Source organism: Mesorhizobium sp. M4B.F.Ca.ET.058.02.1.1 (assembly GCF_003952505.1).
Lineage (GTDB): Bacteria > Pseudomonadota > Alphaproteobacteria > Rhizobiales > Rhizobiaceae > Mesorhizobium.
Map to the genome: position 1 here is coordinate 5,387,042 of NZ_CP034450.1, position 15,459 is coordinate 5,402,500.

Genomic DNA, 15,459 nt, shown 5'->3' on the forward strand with positions numbered 1-15,459 from the left:
ACGCTAGGAAGTCGGTTGCCGGGCCGCGAATGTCAAGGCGGCTTTTCTCGACAGCTGCCATACCGATGCGCGGCGGCGCATCTGGTGACGCCGGCCACATCCTTCAGTCGCGGCAGCTTGGCCGTCGGTCGGCAGGCGCGACGGCGGGTCAACTGGCGAGCGCGACCGCCAGGTGCTTCATGTCGACGCTGGCGGGATCGATGGCACGCATGGCGTCGCAATCGCCGATCTCCGCCATGATCCGGCCGGCGGCGGCAAGCGCCTGCTCGCGGCTTTGCCAGCGCACCAGATCGACCCAGCCGCCGTTGTCCTGCCTGGCCAGGCAGCGGCTGAGGAAACCGGGCTGCCGCGTCAGCCAGTCGCTGAGCAGGCCGTTGCCGGCGACAAAGCCCGCTTCGGTTCCGGGCTTCAACCGGAAGGTGACGATTTCCAGGGTCTCGGCCATCTATCCTCCTCGTTGTCGGGCTTCCAGGTTCATCTATCGCATGACCTGGTGCTCAAATCTGTCAGCAACCCCGATATTTTCAATGCGAATCGTTGTTGCGCGCCATGCTTGCGAAATCCTGATCATTTGGCTAAGGAGGCCGCGCATTCAGCACCCGGCCTTGGCCGGCGTGTTTTTTCGGCTCCACGGCCCAGCATCCAGTCAAAGGCATTTCGTTTCCATGGCGCGCATCGTGATGAAATTCGGCGGAACGTCCGTCGCCGACATCGCCCGCATCCGCAACGTGGCGCGCCATGTCAAACGCGAGGTCGACGCCGGCCATGAGGTCGCCGTCGTGGTCTCGGCGATGGCCGGCAAGACCAATGAACTGGTCGGCTGGACGCGCGAGGCCTCGCCGATGCACGACGCGCGCGAATATGACGCCGTGGTCGCCTCCGGCGAGCAGGTCACGGCCGGCCTGCTGGCGATCACGCTGCAGAACATGGGCGTGCACGCCCGCTCATGGCAGGGCTGGCAGATCCCGATCAAGACCGACAACGCGCATGGCGCGGCGCGCATCCTCGACATCGACGGCGCCTTCCTGATCAAGCGCTTCGGCGAGGGCCAGGTCGCCGTCATCGCCGGCTTCCAGGGCATCGGGCCGGACAACCGCATCGCGACGCTGGGCCGCGGCGGCTCCGACACGAGTGCCGTGGCCATCGCGGCGGCGGTCAAGGCCGACCGCTGCGACATCTACACCGATGTCGACGGCGTCTACACCACCGATCCGCGCATCGAGCCGAAGGCGCGGCGGCTGGCCAAGATTTCCTTCGAGGAAATGCTCGAAATGGCCTCGCTCGGCGCCAAGGTGCTGCAGGTGCGCTCGGTCGAGCTTGCCATGGTGCACAGGGTGCGTACCTTCGTGCGGTCGTCCTTCGACGATCCCGACGCGCCCGGAATGGGGGATTTGCTCAATCCGCCCGGAACGCTTATTTGCGACGAGGAAGAGATCGTGGAACAGCAGGTCGTCACCGGAATTGCCTACGCCAAGGACGAGGCGCAGATTTCGCTGCGCCGCGTCGGCGATCGCCCCGGCGTTGCCGCCGGCATCTTCGGGCCGCTGGCCGAAGCCAACATCAATGTCGACATGATCGTCCAGAACATCTCCGAGGACGGCAAGTTCACCGACATGACCTTCACGGTGCCGTCGGGCGACGTCGACAAGGCGCTTGCGGTGCTGGAGCGTCTAAAAGCCGATGTCGGCTATGACGTGGTGCAGTCGGAAGCCGGCATGTCGAAGGTGTCGGTCATCGGCATCGGCATGCGCAGCCACGCGGGTGTCGCCGCCACCGCCTTCAAGGCGCTGGCCGACAAGGCGATCAATATCCGCGCCATCACCACTTCCGAGATCAAGATTTCGATACTGATCGACGGTCCGTATACCGAATTGGCGGTTCGCACTTTGCATTCCGTCTACGGTCTGGATAAGCAATAGCAAGACTGAATCAGTTGTTGCGTGAGTGCCGGGCGCGGCGGAAACTGCGCCGGCAAGGACTCTATTGGAGAAGAAGCCGCGATGCGTGATACGGCCAGTGGCCCGCGCGTTCTGCTGAAGCGGCTCCGCGAGCTCATGCAGGAGCCGCTGGAGCCGCAGGAGCGGCTCGACCGCATCGTGCGCGACATCGCCTCCAACATGGTCGCCGAGGTGTGCTCGCTCTATGTGCTGCGCGCTGATTCGGTTCTCGAGCTCTACGCCACCGAAGGTCTCAATCCGAACGCCGTCCACCTGGCGCAGTTGCGGCTCGGCCAGGGTCTCGTCGGCACCATCGCCGCCAGCGCACGGCCGCTCAACCTCTCCAACGCGCAGGAGCATCCGGCCTTCGCCTACCTGCCGGAGACCGGCGAAGAGATCTACAACTCCTTCCTCGGCGTGCCAGTGCTCAGGGCAGGGCGGACGCTTGGCGTGCTCGTGGTGCAGAACAAGACCATGCGCCACTACCGCGACGATGAAGTCGAGGCTCTGGAAACGACGGCAATGGTCATCGCCGAGATGATCGCCACCGGCGATCTCGCCAGGCTGACCCGCCCGGGCCTGGAGCTCGACCTGCGCCGCCCCGTCAGCTTCACCGGCCTTTCCTTCAACGAAGGCGTCGGGCTCGGCCATGTCGTGCTGCACGAACCGCGCATCGTCGTCACTAATTTGTTCAACGAGGACAGCGAGGAGGAAGTCCGCCGGCTGCAGACCTCGCTCGGCTCGCTCAGGCTCTCCATCGATGACATGCTGGAGCGCCGCGAGGTCGCCTTCGAGGGCGAACACCGCGAGGTGCTCGAAGCCTATCGCATGTTCGCCAACGACAGCGGCTGGGTGCGCCGGCTGGAGGAGGCGATCCGCAACGGCCTGACGGCGGAAGCGGCGGTGGAGAAGGTGCAGAGCGACATGCGCGCCCGCATGCTGCACATGACCGACCCCTATCTGCGCGAGCGGATGAGTGATTTCGATGACCTTGCCAACCGCCTGCTGCGCCAACTGATGGGGCGCGGGCCGGAGGATGTCGCGGCGTCGCTGCCGAAGGATGCCATCCTCGTCGCCCGCTCGATGGGCGCGGCCGAACTGCTCGACTACCCCAGGGACAAGCTGCGCGGCGTCGTGCTGGAGGACGGGGCCGCGACCAGCCACGTCGTCATCGTGGCGCGAGCCATGGGCATTCCCGTCGCCGGACAGATGAAGGGCGCCGTTTCCATGGCGGAAAACGGCGACGCCATCATCGTCGACGGCGAGGAGGGCACGATCCACCTCAGGCCGCAGCCCGACCTCGAAGCCGCCTATGCCGAGAAGGTGCGCTTCCGCGCGCGGCGGCAGGAGGTCTATCGCGAGCTGCGCAAGAAGCCGTCGGTGACCAAGGACGGTGTTGCTGTCGATCTGCTGATGAATGCCGGGCTTGCTGTCGACCTGCCGCAGCTTGCCGAGTCGGGCGCGGCCGGAATCGGCTTGTTCCGCACCGAGCTGCAGTTCATGGTCGCCTCGACCTTTCCGCGCGCCGAGGCGCAGGAGCGGCTCTATCGCGACGTGCTCGATGCCGCGCGCGGCAAGCCGGTGACCTTTCGCACCATCGACATCGGCGGCGACAAGGTGCTGCCTTACTTCAAGGGGGCGTTGCAGGAGGAGAACCCGGCGCTCGGCTGGCGGGCGATCCGGCTCACCCTCGACCGCCCGGGTCTGCTCAGGACGCAGATCCGTGCCTTGCTCAAGGCCTGCGGCGGCCGAGAGCTCAAGCTGATGCTGCCGATGGTGACGGAGCTCGGCGAGATCGCGCAGGCGCGCGAGATCATCGACCGAGAGGTCAGGCACCTGTCGCGCTTTGCACACCATCTGCCGACCAGCTTGAAGCTCGGCGCCATGCTGGAAGTGCCGTCGCTGCTGTTTCAGCTAGACGAACTGATGAAGGCGGTGGACTTCGTCTCGGTCGGCTCCAACGACCTGTTCCAGTTCGTCATGGCGGTCGATCGCGGCAACACGCAATTGTCGGACCGCTTCGACACGCTGTCGGCGCCGTTCCTGCGGGTTCTGAAGACGATCGCCGACGCCGGCGTGCGCAACCACACGCCGGTGACGCTGTGCGGCGAACTGGCCGGAAAACCCATATCCGCAATGGCGCTGATCGGCCTCGGCTATCGCTCGATCTCGATGTCGCCGGCTTCGATCGGCCCGGTCAAGGCGATGCTGACCGAATTGCCGCTGGACGAATTGCAAGCCTTCTTCGCCGACAATCTGATGGCGCCGGCGCAGGGGCTGCCGATGCGCGCCCTGCTGCAAGCCTTTGCCGACGACCGCTCGATTCCGCTCTAGATTCACGTGAGGGCGGTCTGCAAATGTCGATTTTCTGCGCTTCCGGTGCTCATGTACCTAAATGTACATTCCGCTCCGGTTCTCCAAATTCGCCATTTTCGACTCGCCCTGATGTGAATTCGATCGAAGTTCCAAGCCCATGATCAACCTGCCGCGCGACCGCATGGATCAAGTCGTGAAGCGTTTCGAGATGCTCGAAGCGCAGATGTCGGCCGGGCCGACTGCGGACGCCTATGTCCGGATGGCCTCGGAATACGCCGACATCCAGGAGATGGTAGCCAAGATCCGGGCGCTGCGCGCAGCCGAGCAGGAACAGGCCGACCTCGAGGCGATGCTCGCCGACAAGGGCACCGATGCCGAGATGCGGGCGCTCGCCGAGGCCGACCTTCCGCAAGTCGAGGACCGCATCGAGACGTTGCGGAAAGACATCCAGATCCTGCTCCTGCCCAAGGATGCCGCCGACGACAAGAACGCCATTCTGGAAATCCGCGCCGGCACCGGCGGCGACGAGGCGGCGTTGTTCGCCGGCGACCTGTTTCGCATGTATGAGCGCTACGCCGCCTCGCGCGGCTGGCGCTTCGAAGTGGTCTCCGCAAGCGACGGCGAGGTCGGCGGCTACAAGGAAATCATCGCCTCGGTGTCGGGCAAAGGCGTGTTCGCGCATCTGAAATTCGAGTCCGGCGTGCACCGGGTGCAGCGCGTGCCGGCGACCGAGGCTGGCGGGCGCATCCACACCTCGGCGGCGACCGTCGCCGTGCTGCCGGAAGCGGAGGAGGTCGACATCGAGATCCGGGCCGAAGACATCCGCATCGACACGATGCGCGCATCGGGTTCCGGCGGCCAGCACGTCAACACCACCGATTCGGCGGTGCGCATCACCCATTTGCCGACCGGCATCATGGTGGTGCAGGCGGAAAAGTCACAGCACCAGAACCGGGCGCGCGCCATGCAGATCCTGCGGGCGCGGCTCTATGACCTCGAACGCAGCAGGGCGGACGAGGAGCGCTCGGAATCGCGCAAGTCGCAGGTTGGCTCGGGCGACCGCTCGGAGCGCATCCGCACCTACAACTTCCCGCAAGGCCGCCTCACCGACCACCGCATCAACCTCACTCTCTACAAGCTCGACCGGGTGATGATGGGCGAGCTCGACGAGGTCGTCGACGCGCTGATCTCCGACCACCAGTCGAAACTGCTCGCCGACATTGGCCTCGATGGCTGACATTTTGCCCGGCACGCTCGGGCCGCTGCTGCGGGAGGCGCGGCAACGTCTGGCCGCCGCCGGCGTGGCCGATCCGACGCTGGATGCCAGGCTGCTCGTCGAGCATTTTTCCGGAACGACCCGCACCCAGGCCATCGCCGAGCCGGCGCGAACCGTGCCGGCGGAGGCGATTGTGGCCATCGATGCGGCCCTGCGACGGCGCGTCGCAGGCGAGCCGGTGCACCGAATCCTCGGGTTTCGCGAGTTCTACGGACTGAGGCTATGGCTCTCGCCGGAGACGCTGGAGCCGCGCCCCGACACCGAGACGTTGGTCGAGGCGATCCTGCCCTTCGCCAAGGCAACGGCGGAGCGGCAAGGCGAATGCCGTATCCTCGATCTCGGCACCGGTAGTGGCGCCATCGCGCTGGCGCTGCTTAGCGCCGTTCCCGGCGCTGTCGCGACCGGTGTCGACATAGCCGCGGGTGCGCTGGCCACAGCCATGCGCAATGCCCGTGACCTGGGGCTCGCCGACCGGTTCGAAACGCTTGAATCCAACTGGTTTGCAAAAGTTTCCGGCAGCTACCATGTAATTGCCGCAAACCCTCCCTATATACCTCGGCAAGACATAGGAAATCTGCAGGACGAGGTCCGCGGTTTCGATCCGCATCTGGCGCTTGACGGCGGCGCGGACGGTCTGGACCCCTACAGGATCATAGCCGCTGAGGCGGCGGGCTTTCTGGAAACCGAAGGCTTGGTCGTGGTCGAGATCGGCCACACGCAGCGAATCGAAGTGGCGGACATCTTCACGGCAGCCGGCTATCGGTTGGCCGATAAGTTTCGCGACCTCGGCGGTAACGACAGGGCTCTGGTGTTCGAACGCGCAAAGCCCTGATGCAGTGCGAAAAAGGGCTTGGCAATGCCCGGGAATGCAGCTAGGGTCAAAGTAGCCGGATGAGACGAAGCAGGCAGTGCTCTTAGCGATTCGGTTTTCCTTGGAAATAGCTGCCTTCTTGCGCGATCGACGCCAATGCTTCGTGCGGGAATCGTCCGGCAAGTGATGTAACCGGAACAGGATGGCACGTGGCGCCAACGCAATTGATGCGGGCGAACGCCGGTGAAGAAACGAAACGGCTGGCTGCATGAGCGCCTCCGTTCGCGAAGAGTTTTCAAAAATTTCACACTGAAGAGAGTCGAATGAGGCCACAACAGCAGAACAGGCGCATGCGCGGTCGCAATAACAATGGCGGCGGCGGTGGCAACAACAACAACCGCAAGGGCCCCAATCCCCTGACGCGCAACTACGAGAGCAACGGCCCGGATGTGAAGATCCGCGGATCGGCTCAGCAGATCGCCGAAAAATACGCCGCACTCGCCCGTGACGCGCAAAGCTCCGGCGACCGGGTGATGGCGGAAAACTATCTTCAGCACGCCGAACACTACAATCGCATCATTGCCGCCGCGCAGGCGCAGATGCCGATCCAGAACGTCCAGCAGAATCGCGACGATTTCGATGACGACGCGGACGAGGATCGCGACGAGTTCGACACTGTCGGCAACAGCAATGCCGGCGAAGCTCCGGCCGCGGCCGCCAACCAAGGTGCCGGCCCGCAGCCGGTGATCGAGGGCGAGCTGGCCTTCAATCAGGACAATGGAAACGGCCGCGACAATGGCCAACGCGATGGCCATGGCCGCGACAATGGCGGGCGCCACCGCGACCGACGCCAAAATGGCGGCTACGGCCAGAACGGCCAGCGCGGCGATTATGGCCAGCGCGGCGAGCATAGCGGCCAGCGCTTCGACCAGAACCGCCGCAACGAGGCGCCGGCGCTGCCGGAAGCCGCCGCCCAGGCGGAGCCGACCGTGGCCGAGCAGGCGCCCCTGTTCGACAGTTTTTCGCCGGCGGCCCTCGCGGCCCAGGCAGAGCGCAACGAAGCGGCCGCCGACAATGGCGGCTCGCGCCGTCCGCGCCGTCCACGCCGTTCGCGCGGCAATGCCGACGAAGCCAATGCCGACCAGACGGATAGCCAGGCCGAAGCCGGCAGCGGCGATGCGGGCACCGAAGGGGTGAACGCGGCGCCTGCCGAAGCCAGTGCCGCGCCGTCCGAAGACAATCTGGCCCCGGCCGAAGGCGCGGCCAACGACCCGGTCATTGCCGACGTCAACAACTGATCGAGTCCTGTCTTCAGGTCCATCAACGGCGGGGAGAAATCTCCGCCGTTTTCGTTTCCGCATGCCTGGAATTTTATCCTTTGACCGATATCAAGGCGTCTTGAGAGGCTGGGAGCTACGCACCATATCTCGCGTGAACAGGGATCCGGCTCGAATGGGCGGGTCCGTCACCGTAATCAGATCCGGTGCCGCAAAGCGGGCCGGTGATGGAAGGAGACAGATATGAATCTTGAAAAATATTCCGAGCGCGTGCGCGGCTTCATCCAGTCCGCCCAGACCATGGCACTCTCGCGCAATCACCAGCAATTCACCCCCGAACATATGCTGAAGGTGCTCGTCGATGACGACGAGGGCCTGGCCGCATCGCTGATCGAGCGCGCCGGCGGCAATGTCCGCGACATCAAGCTGGGCGTCGAGGCCGCACTCGAGGCCATGCCCAAAGTGGAAGGCGGCAATGGCCAGCTCTACCTGGCGCAGCCCTTGGCCAAGGTGTTCTCGACCGCCGAGGAGCTGGCCAAGAAGGCCGGCGACAGCTTCGTCACCGTCGAACGCCTGCTGCAGGCTCTGGCCATGGAGAAGTCGGCCAAGACCGCCGACATCCTCTCCAAGGCCGGCGTGACCGCGCAGGCGCTGAACCAGGTCATCAATGATGTCCGCAAGGGTCGCACCGCCGATTCGGCCAACGCCGAGCAGGGCTATGACGCGTTGAAGAAATACGCGCGCGACCTCACGGCCGACGCGCGCGCCGGCAAGCTCGATCCGGTCATCGGCCGCGACGACGAGATCCGCCGCACCATCCAGGTGCTGTCGCGCCGCACCAAGAACAACCCGGTGCTGATCGGCGAGCCGGGCGTCGGCAAGACGGCGATCGCCGAGGGCCTGGCGCTGCGCATCGTCAATGGCGACGTGCCGGAATCGCTGAAGGACAAGCAGCTGATGGCGCTCGACATGGGTGCGCTGATCGCCGGCGCCAAATATCGTGGCGAGTTCGAGGAGCGGCTGAAAGCCGTGCTCAACGAGGTGACGGCCGCCGCCGGCAACATCATCCTGTTCATCGACGAGATGCACACGCTGGTCGGCGCCGGCAAGGCGGACGGCGCCATGGACGCGTCCAACCTTCTGAAGCCGGCGCTGGCGCGCGGCGAGCTGCACTGCGTCGGCGCGACCACGCTCGACGAGTACCGCAAGCATGTCGAGAAAGACGCGGCGCTTGCCCGCCGCTTCCAGCCGGTGTTCGTCAACGAGCCGACGGTGGAGGACACCGTCTCTATCCTGCGCGGCCTCAAGGAGAAGTACGAACAGCATCATAAGGTGCGCATCTCCGATTCGGCGCTGGTCTCCGCGGCGACGCTTTCCAACCGCTACATCGCCGACCGCTTCCTGCCGGACAAGGCGATCGACCTTGTCGACGAGGCCGCCTCGCGGCTGAGGATGCAGGTCGATTCGAAGCCGGAAGCGCTGGACGAGGTCGACCGCCGCATCATGCAGCTCAAGATCGAGCGCGAGGCGCTCAAGGTCGAGAAGGACGAGGCCTCGAAGGACCGGCTCGCCAGGCTGGAAAAGGAGCTTGCCGGGCTGGAGGAGGAGTCCACCGAGCTCACCTCGAAATGGCAGGCCGAGAAGCAGAAGCTCGGGCTCGCCGCCGACCTCAAGAAGCAGCTTGACGAGGCGCGCAACGAACTGGCCATCGCCCAGCGCAAGGGCGAGTTCCAGCGCGCCGGCGAGCTTGCCTATGGCAAGATCCCGGAGCTGGAGAAGAAGCTGAAGGAGGCCGAGGCGCAGGACGGCAAGGCCGGCATGGTCGAGGAGGTGGTCACGCCCGACCACGTCGCCCATATCGTGTCGCGCTGGACCGGCATTCCGGTCGACAAGATGCTGGAAGGCGAGCGCGAGAAGCTGCTGCGCATGGAAGACGAGATCGGCAAGCGGGTCGTCGGCCAGGGCGAGGCGGTGCAGGCCGTCTCCAAGGCGGTGCGCCGCGCCCGCGCCGGACTGCAGGATCCGAACCGGCCGATAGGCTCGTTCATGTTCCTCGGCCCGACCGGCGTCGGCAAGACCGAGCTCACCAAGGCGCTGGCCAATTTCCTGTTCGACGACGAAAACGCTTTGGTGCGCATCGACATGTCGGAGTTCATGGAGAAGCATTCGGTCGCCCGGCTGATCGGCGCGCCTCCCGGCTATGTCGGCTATGAGGAGGGTGGCGCGCTGACCGAAGCGGTGCGGCGGCGGCCCTATCAGGTCGTGCTGTTCGATGAAATCGAGAAGGCGCATCCGGACGTGTTCAACGTGCTCCTGCAGGTGCTTGACGACGGCCGCCTGACCGATGGCCAGGGCCGCACAGTCGACTTCCGCAACACGCTGATCATCATGACCTCCAATCTCGGCGCCGAATATCTGGTCAACCTCGGCGAGGACCAGGATGTCGATGCTGTGCGAGACGAGGTGATGAGCGTGGTGAGGGCCTCCTTCCGGCCGGAGTTCCTCAACCGCGTCGACGAGGTGATCCTGTTCCACCGGCTGCGCCGGCTGGATATGGACCGCATCGTCGAGATCCAACTCAAGCGGCTGGAGAACCTGCTCACCGACCGCAAGATCGCGCTATCGCTGGATCACGACGCGATCGAGTGGCTGGCGGCCAAGGGCTACGACCCGGCCTATGGCGCGCGGCCGCTGAAGCGGGTGATGCAGAAGGAGCTGCAGGATCCGCTGGCGGAGAAGATCCTGCTCGGCGAGATCCTCGACGGCTCGACTGTCAAGGTCACCGCCGGTTCCGACCGGCTGAACTTCCGCTCGAAGCCGACGGTCGTGGCGACCGAGGCGGCGGCCTGAACCGCCTTGCCTACCCAAAGCGGCGGAGCCTGAATGGGCTTCGCCGCTTTTTCTTGAGACGCGGACGCCCATGACGCTCGACGACTACAACAGCTTCTGCGCCTCGCTGCCCCGGACGACGCATGTCGTCCAGTGGGGCGGCGCCCATGTCTGGAAGGTCGGTGGCAAGGTGTTTGCCATTGGCGGCTGGGACGAGGGCAAACAGCTCTTCGTCACCTTCAAATGTTCCGACATCGCCTATGACGTGCTGAAGGAGCAGCCAGGCTGCCGGCCCGCGCCCTATCTTGCCTCGCGCGGCATGAAATGGATCCAGCGCCAGACAAGCCAGAGCATGGATGATGCGGCGCTGAAGGACTATCTCGGCGAAAGCCACCGCCTGGTCGTCCTCAAGCTGACGAGACAGACACGCAGGGAATTGGGCCTGTAGCAGCCGGGTGTTCGCCATCTTCATGCCCGGTTCATGTTGGAACCTTAAGCTCGGTAAATGGTTTGCTGGCGAAGGGCTCGCCACAAAGGGACATGCCGCGCGGCGGCAATTACGGACCGGAGAGTTGGCCACAATGTTGCGCACGATCGTCTGCCTTTCGGCTGTTGTCGCCGGATTGGTGTCTTCCGGCGCGTTCGCGGCGCCGAGTGGCGACGGCGCGGAAAGGGAGGCCCGCGCTCCCGGCGGCATCCTTCTCGCCCAGGACGGCAACATCGACGTCTATTACGACGCCAGGGGAAACCGCGTCATAGTCGATGCCGATACCGGCAAGGTCATCGCTATCCAGCCGCCGAACACTAGGCTCGATCGCAGGGCGCTGCGCCGGCAGCTGCGGATGCAGGAGCTCGGCCGCGCGCCGGTCGAGGATGACGACCGCTACTATCTCGACGATCCCGAAGACATGGCCCGCTTCCGCCGCAGGCAGCTGGACGAGGAAGGCAGGGTGATTCCGCCGCCGGCCGACGAATACGATCCCTATGGCGACAATTCCGTGGATGCCTTTCCGCCGGTGCCGGACGATGAAGGCAACACCGCCACCTACCCGGAGGCGCCGAAGCCGAATACCGTCAAGCGCCAACCGCTGAACGAGGCGTCGATCGACCCCGCGCAGCCGGATCAGGATACGCAGGCTTCCCTGCCGCCGGACACCGGTGGCAAGGCCACGGTCGACCCGTCGCTGTCGCTCGGCGCGCGCCAGGATGTGGCGGCGCTGCAGGTGCTGCTCGATCGCGCCGGCGCGTCGCCGGGCGTGATCGACGGGCGATTCGGCTCCAATGTCGACAAGGCGCTGGCCGCCTACAACGAGATCACGGGCAGCAATCTGCGCTCGACCGACGCCGTCGGCATCCAGTCGGCGCTGGCACAGTCGGGCGGCGATGCGTTCGCCTCCTACACGATCACGCCCGAGGACGCGGCCGGTCCCTACGTCGCGTCGATCCCAGAAGACTACAGCCAGAAGGCCCAGCTCGACCGCATGGGCTACACCTCCGTCACCGAAGCGCTGGCCGAGCGTTTCCATATGGATGAGAACTATCTGAAGTCGATCAATCAGGGCCTCGATTTCAACCGCCCCGGCACGATCATCAAGGTCGCCAATTTCGGCAGGCTGGTATCGACGCCGGTTGCCCGCATCGTCGCCGACAAGGGCAAGAAGGAAGTCTTCGCCTATGACGCGGCCGGCAAGCTGGTTGCCGCCTATCCGGCCACCATCGGCTCGGCCGACACGCCGTCGCCATCGGGCATCCACACCGTGTCGCGTATCGCGCTCGATCCGAACTACACCTACAACCCGAGCATCAATTTCAAGCAGGGCCAGAACGACAAGATCCTGACCATCCCGCCGGGACCGAACGGCCCGGTTGGTTCGGTGTGGATTGCGCTGGACAAGCCGACCTACGGCATCCACGGCACCCCCGATCCCTCCAAGATCGGCAAGACCGAAAGCCATGGCTGCGTGCGCCTGACGAACTGGGATGCGCGGGAGCTCGCCAAGATCGTGTCGCCCGGCGTCACCGTGGAATTCGTCGGCGGATCTTCAGCCGATGACATTGCGCAGCAATGAGCCTCGGAGCGCGGCTGCATAGATCAGCTGCACAAGCAGGATGAAGCCGACGCTGAGCAACGGGCTAAATAGGCACAGCGCCGCGCCGACCGCCCACGGGAACTGCGCCTTGACGATTCGCAGGTAGACCGTGCGTGTCGTGTCCGCGTCGACGTCCTAGGCGATGAAGCCGTTCTTTTCCGCGTACCACCAGCTGGCGAGCAGCGTGACGCCGAGCATAAGAAGGTTCAGCCTAGGCGATCACCGCGATCCTGAACTCGAGGAAGTCGGCCAGAAGGTCGGTCGAGAACGGCAAGAGTGCGATGAAGGCGAGAAAGCACAGGTTCAACGTCGCGAGCCGCCGGTCTGATTTGGCGATCAGCCTATGCTGCGCCTGCTGGGCGAACCAGAAGATGGTCAACGTCAGGAAGCTCAGCGCATAGGTCAGGAAACGTGGCGCCAGCGCCGCGATCGCCGCCGGCAACTCGCCCTCGGAATGGACCGCTTCGTGCGGCGGCACTCTCGAGAACGATCAGAGTCAGCACGATGGCGAAGACTGCCGATGACACGCCCGCGTGCCTCCGCCGACGGTTCGAGTGGCCGCTTCATGCGTCTCCCTCTGTTTCGATGCTGGTGAAACCTAGCACGGCGTCAGCCGTTTGCACCTAAAGCGCGTCGCGCTGAAACGGATTCAGCCGACGCGGTTTGCGGCTTTGTTTTCATGCATGTCGCTTCCCAGGGCCGCGCACGTTTTGGCTGACATGCATTGGTCGGAGTGGCCCGCCATGCGGCCAGGCCGATCTGGTTTCACAACCGCAAGCTTCTGGCTGGTTGTTGCGGGTGCCATAGGAGGTCTAAGCAGGCTCCATGAAATCTCCAGGCGAAGCTGCCGCCATTTCCCCGACCGGCTCGATCGCGAACGGCACGTTCTGCCCGCGGACGCGGCGCCGGTACGTGCTGATCGCGGCGATCCTGGCATCCGCGCTCGGCTTCATCGACGGCTCGGTCCTGGCCATCGCGATGCCGGCGCTGCGGGAAAATCTCGGCGCCAGCCTGGCCGAGGTGCAATGGATTTCCAACGCCTATGCGCTGACGCTATCGGCGCTGATCCTGGCGGGCGGTGCTGCCGGCGACCGGTTCGGCCTCAGGCGCGCGTTCGTGACCGGTATTGCGTTGTTCATCGCCACGTCGCTGGCCTGCGCGCTGGCGCCCAATGCCGGCGTGCTGGTCGCCTTCCGCGCCATCCAGGGCGTCGGCGCCGCCATCATGGTGCCGGGCAGCCTCGCCATCATCGCCAAGGCCTATCCGAAGAAGGAGCGCGGCCGGGCGATCGGCATCTGGGCCGCGGCCTCGGCGCTGACGACCGCGCTCGGTCCGGTGCTGGGCGGCCTCGTCCTGTCCACCTTCGGCAATGGTATCTGGCGGGCGATCTTCGCCATCAACCTGCCGCTGGGCCTCATCTCGATCTATCTTCTCCTGGCCAAGGTGCCGGCCGATGAGCCGACGGAAGAGCGCAGCCTCGACCTCGGCGGCGCCGGACTCGCCACGCTGGCGTTCGGATTGCTGGCCTATGGCCTGACCTCGATGAGCGCCGAGGGCGGCGGACAAATGTCCGGGCCGAGCATCGCAGCCGGCCTGGCGCTGCTTGTCGTGTTCGTTTTCTTCGAGCGCCGACAGCGCGAGCCGATGATCGACCTGTCGCTGTTTGGGATCGGCGCGTTCGCCGGAGCCAATCTTGCGACCTTCTTCCTCTATTTCGCACTGTCGGCCAATCTGTTCTATCTGCCGATGCTGCTGATTGCCCGCTGGGGGCTGAGCACGGCCGAGGTCGGCTTCATTTTCCTGCCACTGTCGGCATCGATCGCGCTGCTGTCGGGACCCGTTGGCCAGTGGTCGGATCGGATCGGGCCGAGATTCCCGATCGCCGCCGGCAGTCTGGTCGTCGCGTTTGCCTTTGCCGGGCTCGCGCTGCTCACCCATGCCGGCATCCACAATTTCTGGACCGGGACGTTTCCGCTGATGGCACTGATGGGGCTCGGCATGGCGCTGGTCGTGTCGCCGCTGTCGACCGCGGTCATGACGGCGGTCGAGGACAAGGACACCGGCGCCGCCTCGGGGATAAACAATGCCGTCTCGCGCATCGGCGGCCTGATCGCGGTGGCGGCGATGGGCTCGCTGGCGGCCTGGGTCTACGGGCTGAGCACCGGCGCCGCGCCCGGCATTCCAGGTTTCGGACAACAGGCGCCAGCGGGGCTCGCGCCGGATCTCGACGCAGCACGGCTCGCCGCCAGCGACGTGGCTTTCGCGGCCGTCGCCGCCGTCACCACGCTGCTCTGCCTGCTTGCGGCCGTCATCGCCTGGATGACCGTTTCCGGCCAGGCGCTGCCGTGGCCGCGCAGCGCGGATGAATCACCGGCTGATTCGTCACGAAACTGATTCGTCGCGGGCGATATGCGATTCGCTCGCGAACCTATCCTTCGACCTTGGCGCTGGCGACCTTGAGCGAATTGTTGTCTTCCTGCTTGAGCAGGTCGTCGATGCGGTCGCGCTCGCGCTTGAAGGCAACCAGGTCGTCGCCTTTCAGCACCTTGCCGACCGGCAGGCGAACGCGCATCGGGTCGACCTTGGTGCCGTTGACGATCAGCTCATAGTGCAGATGCGGGCCGGTGGCGAGGCCGGTCTGACCAAGATAGCCGATGACCTGGCCCTGGCGGACGTGAACGCCCGGCTCGATGCCTCTGGCAAAAGCGGTCTGGTGATTGTAGGAAGTCTCGTAGCCGTTGGCGTGGCGGATGATGATCTGCTTGCCGTACCCGCCGGCCCAGCCGGCCTTCTCGATGACACCGTTGCCGGCGGCAATGATCGGCGTGCCGATCGGGGCGGCCCAGTCGACGCCGGTATGCATGCGGACATAGCCGAGGATCGGATGCCGGCGCGCGCCGAAGCCGGAGCGGAATTTCCCCGC

The 15,459-nt window shown here is 65.2% G+C and carries 12 protein-coding genes (1 of these 12 running past the window's edge); 9 read left to right on the plus strand and 3 right to left on the minus strand.

Annotated features, from left to right (window positions below; all coding sequences use genetic code 11):
- Window positions 1–148: 148 nt before the first annotated feature.
- Window positions 149–445: a hypothetical protein gene (locus tag EJ073_RS26185; RefSeq protein WP_126058146.1), complete on the minus strand. Its 297-nt coding sequence runs from the start codon at window positions 443–445 to the stop codon at window positions 149–151.
- Window positions 446–665: 220 nt separating this feature from the next.
- On the opposite strand from EJ073_RS26185, the gene EJ073_RS26190 reads away from it, so the two are divergent.
- The 8 genes from EJ073_RS26190 (at window position 666) to EJ073_RS26225 (ending at window position 12,515) form a co-directional block, all read left to right on the plus strand.
- A complete protein-coding gene (locus tag EJ073_RS26190) occupies window positions 666–1,919 on the plus strand; it encodes an aspartate kinase (protein ID WP_126058147.1) in 1,254 nt (417 codons plus the stop codon).
- Between the two features lie 81 nt (window positions 1,920–2,000).
- Window positions 2,001–4,271, plus strand: coding sequence for a phosphoenolpyruvate--protein phosphotransferase (gene ptsP / locus EJ073_RS26195; protein WP_126058148.1), 2,271 nt, complete (start codon window positions 2,001–2,003; stop codon window positions 4,269–4,271).
- Window positions 4,272–4,410: 139 nt separating this feature from the next.
- On the plus strand, window positions 4,411–5,490 hold the full coding sequence (prfA, locus tag EJ073_RS26200; protein WP_126058149.1) for a peptide chain release factor 1: 1,080 nt from the start codon (window positions 4,411–4,413) through the stop codon (window positions 5,488–5,490).
- A complete protein-coding gene (prmC, locus tag EJ073_RS26205) occupies window positions 5,483–6,361 on the plus strand; it encodes a peptide chain release factor N(5)-glutamine methyltransferase (RefSeq protein WP_126058150.1) in 879 nt (292 codons plus the stop codon). Before prfA ends, prmC begins: the two co-directional genes overlap by 8 nt.
- A 329-nt stretch (window positions 6,362–6,690) precedes the next feature.
- Window positions 6,691–7,638 carry a DUF4167 domain-containing protein gene (locus EJ073_RS26210; RefSeq protein WP_245455372.1) on the plus strand — a complete coding sequence of 316 codons (948 nt, stop codon included), beginning with the start codon at window positions 6,691–6,693 and terminating at the stop codon, window positions 7,636–7,638.
- A gap of 222 nt (window positions 7,639–7,860) precedes the next feature.
- Complete coding sequence (clpB, locus tag EJ073_RS26215) at window positions 7,861–10,467, plus strand: ATP-dependent chaperone ClpB (protein WP_126058152.1); 2,607 nt, start codon at window positions 7,861–7,863, stop codon at window positions 10,465–10,467.
- 70 nt (window positions 10,468–10,537) lie between these two features.
- The gene (locus EJ073_RS26220) at window positions 10,538–10,894 is read left to right on the plus strand and encodes an MmcQ/YjbR family DNA-binding protein (protein ID WP_126058153.1); all 357 of its coding nucleotides are present in this window, start codon (window positions 10,538–10,540) and stop codon (window positions 10,892–10,894) included.
- A gap of 133 nt (window positions 10,895–11,027) precedes the next feature.
- Window positions 11,028–12,515 (plus strand): L,D-transpeptidase family protein, encoded by a 1,488-nt coding sequence (locus tag EJ073_RS26225; protein WP_126058154.1) that lies wholly within the window; start codon window positions 11,028–11,030, stop codon window positions 12,513–12,515.
- A gap of 232 nt (window positions 12,516–12,747) precedes the next feature.
- Here the strand turns inward: EJ073_RS26225 and EJ073_RS32590 are convergent, their stop codons facing one another.
- A complete protein-coding gene (locus EJ073_RS32590; RefSeq protein ID WP_245455374.1) occupies window positions 12,748–13,014 on the minus strand; it encodes a TMEM175 family protein in 267 nt (88 codons plus the stop codon).
- Between the two features lie 347 nt (window positions 13,015–13,361).
- Here EJ073_RS32590 and EJ073_RS26235 point away from each other — a divergent pair, with 347 nt between their 5' ends.
- Window positions 13,362–14,930 (plus strand): MFS transporter, encoded by a 1,569-nt coding sequence (locus tag EJ073_RS26235; protein ID WP_126058155.1) that lies wholly within the window; start codon window positions 13,362–13,364, stop codon window positions 14,928–14,930.
- A gap of 34 nt (window positions 14,931–14,964) precedes the next feature.
- Here the strand turns inward: EJ073_RS26235 and EJ073_RS26240 are convergent, their stop codons facing one another.
- Window positions 14,965–15,459, minus strand: partial view of a M23 family metallopeptidase gene (locus EJ073_RS26240; RefSeq protein ID WP_189347352.1) — the final stretch only. 1,467 nt of this gene lie beyond the right edge of the window; only the last 495 of its 1,962 coding nucleotides appear in the window; its start codon lies beyond the right edge, outside the window; it ends in the stop codon at window positions 14,965–14,967.